The organism is Mycobacterium sp. NPDC050041 (assembly GCF_049541695.1).
Classification (GTDB): Bacteria; Actinomycetota; Actinomycetes; order Mycobacteriales; family Mycobacteriaceae; genus Mycobacterium.
On record NZ_JBMVDG010000003.1, the window covers coordinates 299900 to 312059 of the forward strand.

The following is a 12160-nucleotide window of genomic DNA, read 5'->3' on the forward strand; positions in this document are numbered from 1 at the left end:
TGAGCTGGTGAAATGGGCGACAGCAGCCGGCTACGAGATCACGCAAGCGTCCGAACGAGCGGCTTCGCCGCAAGCCACAAATGACACTCGCTCGATGATTTGGACCAACATGGGTGAGACACGATATTTTGTCGGCGTAGAAGCCGACGGCTGGGCCATAGTCACTGAGTCGAGCAGAATGAGTGAGGAACAATTCATCTTCGCCGGCAAGTCGATGCAGATCGTGGAACTGTTCTTCTTGGAAAAGTGTGGCTTGTCTGTACGTTTCGACCGCGACCTGCCACCACTGAAGATGCCGCAAGGCTTGAGTGACATCGCTGATGGCTATCGAGTTGAAGCTCGAGATTTCCGGGGAAGCGAGAATTTGGCGCTCATAGGACCAGGGAATGCGTTACTCGCAGTGTCCGGATCGGGGAAGATTGCGGGAACAGCGGAGTTGGCCAGCCTGCCCGTCTCGTTGGGCACGACTGTGGACACAGTCATGAAGTCATATCTCGATCCGACTGGTGCGCCCCTATTTTCAGCTCGAGACGAATGACCTCGCGCCCTTCGAATCGAAATGTGTTGTGCCGCAGCTCTTCAACCAGTCGAGAGCCGAAGTGGAGTTGAACGGCTCGCTCGGTGTTGCGGGTTCCAACGGACATCTGCAGGCAGGAGCATGTCGTGCCGGAGTACTGCTGTCGCAAGAACGACTGATTGAATTGATGGGAGCTGCGACAGCAGTCTGTAAACGATCAGAACACGACACACCAGATCAGTAGATGGACAACCAACGACACGGCATCCGCGCCTCCGGTGAGTACGCGACGTACGAAGGCCGCGAGTATTTCGCGCACAGCTTCAGCGATCGCGTGCGTCTCCACTCCGACGACGACCCACTTCCCCCGGGCTTCACAGCGTCCACGAAGAGTTGGGTCCGAGGCGAGGCCATCGTCCAGAACACGGACGTCGAGCGACTCGACAGGATCCGCACCGTGGCCCGATGGTGCGGGTACCGGTTCGAAGTCGGGATCATCGTCGGTGACACCGCCAACGTCACCTATCTCGGTGGACGATTCGACGAGGTCTCTGGGCTGCCCGGGATGTACCGTCCCGACAAGTACGAGGTGATCGGCGAGATACCGGTCCCGGAGCTGACCGACGTCGAAGAGCATGTGGCGCTGCGGGGCTCGGCGTCCGACATCGCAGCGGCATTGCGGGCAAGGATGCGCAAGGGCGATGGGCTGACGGTTCCCTACCACCGCAGATGGGAAGTCGGCGGCTGCGAGCCGACGCGAAGCCTGTGGAGCTATCCCTACGATGGCGTCCACGTACTCGCGACAGCCCTCGAAGGACTCGAACGACCCATGTTCACTGCGCCCGACAGGATCATCGTCGAGAACTGGGCGAGAAGCTGCTGGGTAGCAGCGAACCGCGATACCCGGGGGCAGGGCGCGCCCGATGCCTACCTCGTCGGCATGGAAGAGGAAGGCACCGGGCGCTACGTCGGCAACGCCGCAGAAGTGGTGATCGAGATGGTCCGAGAAGCGCTGGGTCAGAGCAGGCGGACCTCACCTGCGCACGACGACCTCCAGATCGGGTTCCCGGGCCTTCAGAACACCGCGACCACCTACGTGGGCAGTTGGCAGTGGAATGTCCACGGCGAAGTGAGCGACGAGAGCTTGGCCGAACGCGCCGCCCGCGCGACGCTGCGGGCGATCGACGCGAAGAAGAGCGCGGACGCTGCCCCATGAGCCCCGCCGCGCGTTCCGAATTCGCCACCGAAGTCGAGCAGACCGTCGGCCCTGTCCTGTCGGACAGGGGTCTCGTGCTCGACGAGATCTTCGACGGGCTCGACGACGGAGCAACCGGGCGCCCGCTGTCGATCGTGTACTACCGAGGCAGCGACTGCCGGCTGCAGATCTACCGGTCGTCGCGCGAGGGTGAGACGAACTGCATGATCGCACCGCTGCACGCGGCGAACGAATACGGAATGCGCAGCAGATCGAGGTTGTGGCGGTTCCTGGGCATGTCGAAGGCTCGCCCTGAGCTTCCGCTCGACGAGCTGGCGCGTACCGCTCGACGGGAACACGACCGTCACGAGACACCGCTGCACTGGGTGCGATCGATCATCGAGAAGCACTTCGATGCCGCGCGCGCGGAGACGCTCGAAAGGTCGCAGACGCACCGCAGTGGCACGGAATAGATGCGATGAGAACCGATCAGGCACCAGCTACACCGGGTCACCGTTGGTCCGGTGGCACGTAGCCGGGGGTGAACCCCTTCTCGTCGACGATGAGATTCAGTGTGCCCAACTCGCATTCATGGATGTCGTCGATCGCGATGTCCGGCCGCAGGTCGGTGTGGAAGATCGGACGGCCGTCGGCGTCGTAGCCGCCGTAGCCCTTGTCGCCGTAATCGTCGACGTACTTCTCGATCCCGAGCGCCTCGGCTGCGCGGCGCGCATACGCCTCCCCGCCGCCGGACCACAACAGGATGCGGGTGTTCCTCATACTCGCGAGCGTGATCAGGAGCGTGCGGATGCGCTCGTTGGCCACGAAGCCGTCGGCGATGGTGTTGTCGCGCAGCGTTCCGTCGATGTCGAAGGCAATGGTGACCGTCTTCATTCCCCTGCACCCCCACGTCTCGCACCGGCAGCCACCGGACGGCCAGTCAATCGTAGGCCGCACACAACAGCCGCCAAGACGTGAGTTTCGAGGCACCGCCCCGGCGGTAGATTCACTGCATCATGACGACACCGCCGGCGTACCCGGGCCATCGGGGCCACCCGCCACCCCCTGCGCGGCGCGGATCCATGGCGCTCGTCCTCGCCGTGCCTGTCGTCCTGACCGTCGCCCTCATCGCGGCGATCACGTTCGCCGGCGTGCAGGGTCGGAAGATCAATCCGGTTGCGACCAAGGCGCCCGTCGCCGAAGCCGACTGGAAACCCTATGTGGACGCCGGGGAGACGGTCGCGAAGAACCTCGCCACGATCGACTACCGGACCGCGGACCGTGACGTCCAGCGGGTGCTCGACAGTTCGACCGGTTCGTTCCACGCCGACTTCGCCAAGCGTTCCCGCGAGTTCGTCGAGACGGTCCGCACGTCGCAGTCGGTCAGCACCGGCACGGTCGGCGGCGCGGGAATCGAATCGTTGGACCCGGACGGCGCAAAGGTTCTCGTCGCGGTCAGCGTCGAAACGGAGAACATGGGCCGAGCCGGTGCCACACCGAGATCGTGGCGGTTACGGATCACCGTCGTCGAATCCGAGGCCGGGTTCAAGGCGTCCGACGTGGAGTTCGTGTCGTGAACTCGACCGGCGCGCGCATCGTCTGGTGGACGTTCAACGTCCTGTTGGCCCTCGGCATCGTCGTGGCGACGGCCATCGGCGTGTGGCAGGCCGGCGGCGACGTCCCCGCCAGCCGCCCGACCGGCCCCGCCGCCACCCCGGAGCAGCTACAGAAACACGTGCAAGAGGTGGTCCCCCGACTTCTCTCCTACACGCCGACCTCGGTCGCCACCATGGCCGACACCGTCGAACCGCTGTTGACCGGCGACTTCAAGGTCGAATACCGCGAACTCCTGGAAGAAACGATCGTGCCGCAGGCACAGCAACAACGCATCACCACCGACGCCGAAGTCATCGGTGCGGCGGTCGAGTCGCTGGGCACCGACGAGGCGTCGGTGCTGGTGTTCGTCGACCAGCAGACCACCAAGCGCGCGGAACCGCAGCCACAGCGAAGTGAGTCCGCCGTCCAGGTGGGTCTGCGAAAAGTGCAGGATCAGTGGCTGATCAGCTCGTTCGAGCCGGTGTGACCCGCCGCTAGATCCGTCCGCAGTTCGGCGCCGTCGGCACGCCCTTGAACCGGTCGGCGATCCACTGCATGGCCGGCTCACCGTCGACCAGCATCGGCAGCGCATGGTTGACCACTGCCTTGTTCAGGAACGGCGGCTGCTCGTTGGTGCGGGCCTCGATGTCGGCACCCTGGGCACACCAGTCGCGGCCGAGTTGCATCGCCGGCGCCCACGGCACCAGCGGGTCGAACCTGTTGGCGTTGATCAGGACCGGCGCGTTGGGTTTCGTCTTGCCCAGCTTCTGCTCTTCGAAGAGCGACTTGAACGGTTCCTGGCCGACGAGCGTGTTCATGTCCTGGTTGAAGTACGGCTGGAGGTGCCGGAACATGAATTTGGAGATCGTCTCGGCGATGCATTGGTCCTGCACCTTGAACAGCATGTCGGCGCCGCGCGGGGTCAGCGTCGCGCGGATCGCCGCCTCGTGCTCGGGATAGGCCGTCATCACCGAGTTCAGCGCATAGCCGACGACACCGACGAGCATGCTGCCGTCGGCGAACGGGAAGAGCGCTTTCAGGTCGGCGGGCGGCGCACCGGCGTAGGTGCCCTTGACGTCGAGTTCGGGGGCGTACAGCTCGGCCATCTCCGCCGCGGACGCCGCCGCTCCGCCGCCTTGGGAGTACCCCCAGAACGCCAGCGGGCCGTCGGGCGCCAGCGACGTGCCGGGCAGCCGCTTGGCGGCGCGGGCGGCGTCGAGCATCGCGTGGCCCTGCGACACGCGGCTCACGTAGGTGTGCAGGCCGGGTGTGCCGAGGCCCTCGTAGTCGGTCATGACGATCGCGAACCCGCGCGCCACCATCGTCGCGACGAAGAGCTCCTCGTAGTTGAACGCGAGGTCGAGATACGGCGACCAGTGGATGCCCTGGTTGAACTGCCGCGACGGTGCGCACTGGTCACCCTGGCCCTGGGTGCCGGGCCCGTAGACGATCAGCGGTCGCGGCCCGCCGAACGGCCACGGGTTGTGCGGCTCGAAGTAAGTGCCCGTGACGACGTTCGGGTTTCCGCGGGCATCGGTGCTGCGGTACATGATTCGTGTGCCGTTGGCCATGATCATGCCGAGCTGGCCGGACGGCTCGAGCACCAGCCGCGACGGCTCCGAGCGCACCACGTCTCCCGGCTGGCCCGGCGGCAGCGGATCCGGCGGTGTGTAGAACGCCTGGTACTCGTCCTCGTTGAAATACGGGTTGTGGTCGTCGATGGTCGGGTCGTCGGCGAACGCGGTCGCCGATCCCGTCATCACGACGAACGACAACAGCACGACAAACGCTCGAATCCCCCGACCCACGGCGCGAACGTTAACAGTTCGATAACGACGCCACGGCGGTTTGGTCGTCGAACGACGAGATACGATGCGGGACCCAGGCTTTGAGAGCTGACTCGTCGGGCCCGTAAACGCCGAACGTGCGCCCACTGCGAGAAATCAGGCTGATCCTCGCCGTGAGCGCACGTCGGCGCGCGAACTCAGTAGCGGTAGTGCTCCGGCTTGTACGGGCCCTCGACGTCGACGCCGATGTACTCCGCCTGCTCCTTGGTGAGCTTGGTCAGCGAGCCGCCGAGTGCCTCGACGTGGATCTTCGCGACCTTCTCGTCGAGGTGCTTGGCCAGGCGGTAGACCTCGTTGTCGTACTCGTCGTTCTTGGTCCACAGCTCGATCTGTGCGATCACCTGGTTGGAGAAGCTGTTGCTCATCACGAACGACGGGTGGCCGGTCGCGTTGCCCAGGTTCAGCAGACGACCCTCCGACAGCACGATGATCGAGTGGCCGTCGGGGAAGACGAACTCGTCGACCTGGGGCTTGATGTTGATCCGGCGGATGTCCGGGTCACGCTCGAGGCGGGCCATCTCGATCTCGTCGTCGAAGTGCCCGATGTTGCCGAGGATCGCCTGGTGCTTCATCGACCGCATGTGGTCGAGGGTGATGATGCCCTGGTTGCCGGTCGCGGTGATGATGATGTCCGCCCAGCCGACGGCCTCTTCGACGGTCTTGACCTCGAAGCCGTCCATCAGCGCCTGCAGGGCGTTGATCGGGTCGATCTCGGTGACGGCCACCCGGGCGCCCTGGGCCTTGAGCGCCTCGGCGCAGCCCTTGCCGACGTCGCCGTAACCGCACACCAGGGCGGCCTTGCCGCCGATCAGCACGTCGGTGCCGCGGTTGATGCCGTCGATCAGCGAGTGCCGGGTGCCGTACTTGTTGTCGAACTTGCTCTTGGTGACCGAGTCGTTGACGTTGATCGCGGGGAACGTCAGCTCACCCGAGGCGGCGAACTGGTACAGCCGCAGCACGCCGGTGGTGGTCTCCTCGGTGACACCCTGGACCGACTCGGCGATCTTGGTCCACTTGCCCTTGTCGGTCTCGAACCGCTGGCGCAGCAGGTTCAGGAAGACCTTGTACTCGTCGGAGGCGTCCTCCTCGTCGGGCGGAACCACGCCGGCCTTCTCGAACTGCGCGCCGCGCAGCACCAGCATGGTGGCGTCACCGCCGTCGTCGAGGATCATGTTGGCCGGCTCGTTCGGCCAGGTGAGCATCTGCTCGGCGGCCCACCAGTACTCCTCGAGCGACTCGCCCTTCCACGCGAACACCGGGACGCCCTTGGGCTCCTCCGGGGTGCCGTGCGGGCCGACGACGGTCGCCGCCGCGGCGTGGTCCTGGGTGGAGAAGATGTTGCAGGACGCCCAGCGCACCTCGGCGCCCAGTGCCACCAGCGTCTCGATCAGCACCGCGGTCTGCACGGTCATGTGCAGCGACCCGGAGACCCGGGCGCCCTTGAGCGGCAGCACCTCGGAGTACTCGCGACGCAGGGACATCAGGCCCGGCATCTCGTGTTCTGCCAGCCGGATCTCCTTGCGGCCGAATTCGGCCAGGGAGAGGTCGGCAACCTTGAAGTCGATGCCGTTGAGGCTGTCAGCCTTCAACTCAGTCATATGCATTCCTTTTCGTGCGCACGCGTGAGGCCATTTAGTTAGCCTGATTACACAGTAGTCGGCGCGGTCGGGGCGCCGCTAATTCTGCTCGATGACACCGTATCGTTCGGCAAACGGCGTCATCAGCCGGGCCAGGTCACCGGCCACATCGTGGTCGGCCTCCGGCGGCATCGAGACATAACTCATCGCCAGCCGGACGATCGCACGGGCCAGCACGCCCGCGTCCTCATCGCTCGCCCTGACCCAGCTGTGGGCGAAGGTGTCCGTCAGCCGGTCCGAGCAACGGGTGATGATCGGGCCGCTGTCGGTGGTGATGATCTGCAACAGGTCGGGCTTGGTGTCCCCCGACAGCAGCGAGATCACCAGCGGGTCGGCGGCCGACTCGGCGAAGAAGGCACGGAATCCCTGCAGGAACGCGGCGTGCACGTCGCCGACGTTGCTCTCGATGGCCTCGTCGACGGCGTCGACCAGGCGGTCCGCCAGCCGCAGCGCGTAGTTCTGCGCCAGGCCCTGCCGCGAGCCGAACTCGTTGTAGATGGTCTGCCTGCTGATCCCGGCGGCCTTGGCGACGTCGGACAGCGTGATCGCCGACCAGTCCCGGGTCGTCAGCATGTCGCGCATCCCGTCCAGAATCGAATCGCGCAGCAGCACCCTCGACGCCTCGGCGTACGGGATGCGCTGCGCGCTTCGACGGTCGCGCGGGCTGGTCACACGCGCGAGGGTAGCGGTCAAGACCGCGCTACCTCCACCATCTCGAAATCCGACTTGGCCGCGCCGCAGTCCGGGCAGCTCCAGTCCTCGGGGATGTCGTCCCACCGGGTGCCCGGGGCGATGCCGTCCTCGGGCCAGCCCTTCTCTTCGTCGTACTCGAATCCGCACTGCACGCAGACGAACAATTTGTAGTCACTCATCGGGTTGCTCCCATCTCCTCGAAGTCGACCTTCTCGCGCACCGCACAGTCAGGGCAGCACCAGTCGTCAGGGACCTGATCCCACGCTGTGCCTGCCGGAAATCCCTCGCGCGGAGCGCCGTTGGCCTCGTCGTACACGTAGTCACATCCGGGGCAGCGGTAGGCGGTCATCGGGAGACCTCCGCCACCGCCCCGTAGCGCGCCAGCATCTTGTCGCGCATCCGCGGGTGCAGGTTGACGCGGGTGATGTCGCCGTCGTAGTGGTCGAGCACCCGATGGTCCATCACCTTGCGCCACAGCGGCGGGAAGTAGGTGAGCGCGATCATCGACGCATATCCGCTCGGCAGGTTCGGCGCGCCGTCGATGCTGCGCAGCGTCTGGTAGCGGCGCGTGGGGTTGGCGTGGTGATCGCTGTGGCGCTGCAGGTGGTAGAGGAACAGGTTGGTGACGATGTGGTCGGAGTTCCAGCTGTGCGCGGGTGCACAGCGCTCGTAGCGGCCATTGGCCGTCTTCTGCCGCAGCAGGCCGTAGTGCTCGAGGTAGTTCACCGTCTCCAGCAGCGTGAAGCCGAAGACGGCCTGGATCACCAGGTACGGGATCACGGCCACGCCGAACACCGCGATCAGCGCACCGAACAGCAGCACCGTCATCGCCCACGCGTTGAGCACATCGTTGCCCGGGTAGGTCCTCGGGTCCCATGGGCTGCGGCCGTTGCGGCGCAGGCGCTGGGCCTCCAGCTTCCACGACGACCGCAGGCTGCCCCACACACTGCGCGGCACGAACTCCCAGAACGTCTCGCCGAAGCGCGCCGACGCCGGGTCCTCCGGGGTGGCGACGCGGACGTGATGGCCGCGGTTGTGCTCGATGTAGAAGTGGCCGTATCCGGTCTGGGCCAGGGTGATCTTGCTGAGCCAGCGCTCGAGTGAGTCCTTCTTGTGCCCCATCTCGTGCGCGGTGTTGATGCCCACCCCTCCGAGCACCCCCACCGACAGCGCGAGGCCAATCTTCGCCGGCCAGCCCAGACCGCCGTCGAAGCCCAGCCAGCCCAGGTCCGACGCGGTGAACAGGTACGCGCCGACGATCATGCTGGCGTACTGGAAGGGCAGGTAGATGTAGGTGCAGTAGCGGTAGTACCGGTCGTTCTCGAGCCGCTCCATCACTTCGTCGGGCGGGTTCTGGCCGTCGGGGCCGAACTTCAGGTCGAGCGCGGGCAGCAGCACGTAGAGCAGGATCGGGCCGATCCAGAACGGCACCTGGGCCGCGGCGTGCCAACCGAGGTCGTTGAGCGCCCACACGATCGGCAGCATCACGAACAGGGCGGTGGGGGCGATCAACCCCATCAGCCAGAGATACCGCTTTCTGTCGCGCCACTGATCAGCGGTGATGTCGGAAATTTCGGTCGCCATCGAACAGCCTCCTCGGTGATCGGGATCACGTCTTGGGTTGACTATACGACTCGGTTTGTCCGTTGTCTAGACATCAAAGGCTGTTTTGTAAAGCGACCGGAACGACTTCGGCGCGCTTCCAGTCGCTGAGCGATCGAAAGCGCGCCGAAATCGCGGGGTGGGTGAGGCGGGGGTGTTACTCGACCGAGGCGGCTTCGCGGCGGCCGAGTACCGAGTGCCTGCGGCCGTAGGCGAAGTAGACGACCACACCGATGGCCATCCAGATCAGGAAGCGGATCCAGGTCAGCCCGGTCAGGTTGAGCATCAGCCAGACGCAGGCCGCGATGGCCGCGATCGGCAGCAGCGGCACCAGCGGTGTCCGGAAGCCGCGATCGAGGTCGGGGCGGGTCTTCCGCAGCACGATCACACCGGCGGACACCAGCGCGAAGGCGAACAGCGTGCCGATGTTGACCATCTCTTCCAGCTTGTCGATGGGGAACACCGACGCCGCGATGGCCACCAGGGCTCCGACGATCAGCGTGATGCGCACCGGCGTGCCGTGCTCCCCCGTCTTGGCCAGTTGGCGGGGCATCAGCCCGTCCCGCGACATCGCGAACAACACCCGCGTCTGGCCCAGCATCAGCACGATCACGACGGTCGTCAGACCGGCCAGCGCGCCGATCGAGATCACTGTCGCGGCCCACTCCACCCCGTTGGCGGAGAACGCCGTCGCCAGGTTGGCCTTCTCCCCCGCGTCGCGCAGCACCGTGTAGGACACCATCCCCGACAGCACGACGGCGACCGCGACGTAGAGCACCGTGACGATCGCGAGCGAACCGAGGATCCCGCGCGGCACGTCGCGCTGCGGGTTCTTGGTCTCCTCGGCGGTGGTCGCGACGATGTCGAAGCCGATGAAGGCGAAGAACACGATCGACGCGCCGGCCAGCAGGCCGTACCACCCGTAGCTGCTGCCCTCGGCGCCGGTGACCAACGAGAACAGGGACTGCTCGGCGCCGCTGCCACCCTCGGCCGCCTCGGCCGGCGGGATGAACGGCGAATAGTTGCTCATCTTGATGTAGCCCGCGCCGACGACCACCACGAGCAGCACGACCGCGACCTTGATCACGGTGATCACCAGGCTGACGCCGGCCGAGAGCTTGGTCCCGCGGGCGAGCAGCAGCGTCACGAACGCGATGATCACCAACGCGCCCCAGTCCACCTTGAAGCCGCCGACCTCGGCGACGCCGCCGCCGAAGTTGAACACCGTGCCCAGGTAGCTCGACCAGCCCTTGGCCACCACGGCCGCGGCGACGGCGAACTCCAGGATCAGGTCCCAGCCGATGATCCAGGCGACGAACTCGCCGAACGTGGCATAGGAGAACGTGTACGCGCTGCCCGCCACGGGCACCGTCGAGGCGAACTCGGCGTAACACAGCGCCGCCAGCCCGCAGGCGATCGCGGCCAGGATGAACGAGATCGAGATGGCCGGGCCCGTCAGGTTTCCCGCGGTGGACGCCGTGATGGTGAAGATGCCCGCACCGATCACCACCGAGACGCCGAACACGGTGAGGTCCCACCACGTCAGATCCTTGCGCAATCGGGTGCTCGGTTCGTCGGTGTCGGCGATCGACTGCTCCACGGATTTGGTGCGCCATCTGCCGCTCATGACGATTTCCTTTCGGATCCGGTGCGGACCAGATTCTCGCCCGGGTGTGCGAAATCTACCGGGTACTGTGCACCCGATGGGGCGGAGTACTAAACACGCAATCGTCATCGGGGGGAGCATCGCCGGACTGTGTGCGGCGCGGGTGCTCTCCGACTTCTACGAGCACGTGACCGTCTTCGAGCGCGACGAGTTGCCCGACGGTCCGGCCAACCGCGCCGCCGTCCCCCAGGGCCGGCACGTGCACCTGCTGATGGCCCGCGGCGCCGCCGAGTTCGAGCGCCATTTCCCCGGCCTGCTCGACGACATGGTCGCCGCCGGCGTGCCCATTCTGGAGAACCGGCCCGACTGCATCCACTTCGGCGCGGCCGGTCACGTGCTGGGCACCCAGCACACGTTGCGCGACGAATTCACCGCCTACGTGCCAAGCCGCCCGCAGCTGGAATGGCAGATCCGCCGCCGGGTGGTCGCCATCCCCAATGTCGACATCGTTCGCCGGCTGGTGGCGGAACCGACGTTCGACGCCGCCGCCCAGCGCGTCACCGGCGTGCGGCTCGACGACGACGAAGCGGTGCCCGCCGACCTCGTCATCGACGCCACCGGCCGCGGCACCCGGTTGCCGGTGTGGCTGTCGCAGTGGGGTTTCGAGCGTCCCCGCGAAGACACCGTGGACGTCGGGATCGGCTACGCCAGCCAGCAGGTGCAGGTGCCCGACGGCCTGCTCGCCGAGAAGGTGGTGGTCGCAGGCGCGTCGGACGAGTTGCCGCTCGGTGTGGGGATGCTGTTCTACGAGGACGGCCTGTGGAACGTCACCACCTTCGGTGTCGGCAAGGTGGAGCCGCCGAAGGACTTCGCCGGAATGTGCGCGCTCGCCGACAAGATCCTGCCCTCGCATGTCGCCGCGGCGCTGCGGGCCGGGAAACCCGTCGGAGAGATGGCCTTTCACAAGTACCCGACGAGCCGGTGGCGCCGATTCGACAAGCTGGACCGCTTCCCCGCCGGGATTCTGCCGTTCGGCGATGCTGTGGTCAGCTTCAATCCCACCTACGGCCAGGGCATGACGATGACGTCGCTGCAGGCCGGTCACCTGCGCCGGGCGCTGGAAAATCCCGGCGAGAGCCTGGCCCGCACGCTGAGCAAGGCCACCGCGAAATCGACATACCCGGTGTGGCAGATGAACGCGGTCGGCGACCTGACGCTGCACGGGGCCACCGGTCCGATGCCGTGGTGGTACTCGCCCGTCGGCGGCCTGTTCGACCAGTTCCTGGGCGCCGCGGAGACCGATCCCGTGCTGGCCGAATGGTTTCTGCGGCGGTTCAGCCTGCTCGACAGCCTGTGGATGGTGCCGTCGCCGCGACTCGTCGGCCGCACGATCCGGCACAACATGCGGTTGTGGCTGGCCGAACGGCGCGCTGCGCGCGATCCCGTCGCGGTCGGCTGAACCCGCGG

The 12160-nt window shown here is 66.2% G+C and carries 14 protein-coding genes; 6 read left to right on the plus strand and 8 right to left on the minus strand.

The window, feature by feature from the left end; genetic code table 11:
- Window positions 1-7: 7 nt before the first annotated feature.
- From ACPCHZ_RS11840 to ACPCHZ_RS11850, 3 genes are all read left to right on the plus strand, one after another.
- Window positions 8-538, plus strand: a complete 531-nt coding sequence (locus ACPCHZ_RS11840) for an Imm61 family immunity protein (protein ID WP_423484939.1) — start codon at window positions 8-10, stop codon at window positions 536-538.
- Between the two features lie 223 nt (window positions 539-761).
- Window positions 762-1733, plus strand: coding sequence for a hypothetical protein (locus ACPCHZ_RS11845; protein WP_423484940.1), 972 nt, complete (start codon window positions 762-764; stop codon window positions 1731-1733).
- Entirely contained in the window at window positions 1730-2185 is a 456-nt protein-coding gene (locus ACPCHZ_RS11850; RefSeq protein WP_423484941.1) for a hypothetical protein, read from the plus strand. The genes ACPCHZ_RS11845 and ACPCHZ_RS11850 overlap by 4 nt, the downstream gene beginning before the upstream one ends.
- 37 nt (window positions 2186-2222) lie before the next feature.
- Here the strand turns inward: ACPCHZ_RS11850 and ACPCHZ_RS11855 are convergent, their stop codons facing one another.
- Window positions 2223-2606 (minus strand): hypothetical protein, encoded by a 384-nt coding sequence (locus ACPCHZ_RS11855; protein ID WP_364971915.1) that lies wholly within the window; start codon window positions 2604-2606, stop codon window positions 2223-2225.
- A 122-nt stretch (window positions 2607-2728) separates the two neighbouring features.
- On the opposite strand from ACPCHZ_RS11855, the gene ACPCHZ_RS11860 reads away from it, so the two are divergent.
- Together ACPCHZ_RS11860 and ACPCHZ_RS11865 are read left to right on the plus strand one after the other, a co-directional pair.
- Window positions 2729-3289 carry a mammalian cell entry protein gene (locus tag ACPCHZ_RS11860; protein WP_423484942.1) on the plus strand — a complete coding sequence of 187 codons (561 nt, stop codon included), beginning with the start codon at window positions 2729-2731 and terminating at the stop codon, window positions 3287-3289.
- Entirely contained in the window at window positions 3286-3795 is a 510-nt protein-coding gene (locus ACPCHZ_RS11865; RefSeq protein WP_423484943.1) for a hypothetical protein, read from the plus strand. Before ACPCHZ_RS11860 ends, ACPCHZ_RS11865 begins: the two co-directional genes overlap by 4 nt.
- Window positions 3796-3802: 7 nt before the next feature.
- On the opposite strand, the gene ACPCHZ_RS11870 is transcribed toward ACPCHZ_RS11865, so the two are convergent.
- The 7 genes from ACPCHZ_RS11870 to ACPCHZ_RS11900 form a co-directional block, all read right to left on the minus strand.
- The gene (locus ACPCHZ_RS11870; RefSeq protein ID WP_423485360.1) at window positions 3803-5068 is read right to left on the minus strand and encodes a lipase family protein; all 1266 of its coding nucleotides are present in this window, start codon (window positions 5066-5068) and stop codon (window positions 3803-3805) included.
- Between the two features lie 224 nt (window positions 5069-5292).
- Window positions 5293-6753 (minus strand): adenosylhomocysteinase, encoded by a 1461-nt coding sequence (ahcY, locus tag ACPCHZ_RS11875; protein WP_423484944.1) that lies wholly within the window; start codon window positions 6751-6753, stop codon window positions 5293-5295.
- Window positions 6754-6831: 78 nt separating this feature from the next.
- Entirely contained in the window at window positions 6832-7374 is a 543-nt protein-coding gene (locus ACPCHZ_RS11880) for a TetR family transcriptional regulator (RefSeq protein ID WP_423485361.1), read from the minus strand.
- Between the two features lie 107 nt (window positions 7375-7481).
- Window positions 7482-7664: a rubredoxin gene (locus ACPCHZ_RS11885; RefSeq protein ID WP_364971924.1), complete on the minus strand. Its 183-nt coding sequence runs from the start codon at window positions 7662-7664 to the stop codon at window positions 7482-7484.
- On the minus strand, window positions 7661-7834 hold the full coding sequence (locus tag ACPCHZ_RS11890; RefSeq protein WP_364971926.1) for a rubredoxin: 174 nt from the start codon (window positions 7832-7834) through the stop codon (window positions 7661-7663). Before ACPCHZ_RS11890 ends, ACPCHZ_RS11885 begins: the two co-directional genes overlap by 4 nt.
- Window positions 7831-9069 (minus strand): alkane 1-monooxygenase, encoded by a 1239-nt coding sequence (locus ACPCHZ_RS11895; RefSeq protein ID WP_423484945.1) that lies wholly within the window; start codon window positions 9067-9069, stop codon window positions 7831-7833. The genes ACPCHZ_RS11890 and ACPCHZ_RS11895 overlap by 4 nt, the downstream gene beginning before the upstream one ends.
- A gap of 175 nt (window positions 9070-9244) precedes the next feature.
- Window positions 9245-10714: an amino acid permease gene (locus tag ACPCHZ_RS11900; RefSeq protein WP_423484946.1), complete on the minus strand. Its 1470-nt coding sequence runs from the start codon at window positions 10712-10714 to the stop codon at window positions 9245-9247.
- Window positions 10715-10790: 76 nt separating this feature from the next.
- Here ACPCHZ_RS11900 and ACPCHZ_RS11905 point away from each other — a divergent pair, with 76 nt between their 5' ends.
- A complete protein-coding gene (locus ACPCHZ_RS11905; protein ID WP_423484947.1) occupies window positions 10791-12152 on the plus strand; it encodes an FAD-dependent oxidoreductase in 1362 nt (453 codons plus the stop codon).
- Window positions 12153-12160 lie beyond the last annotated feature (8 nt).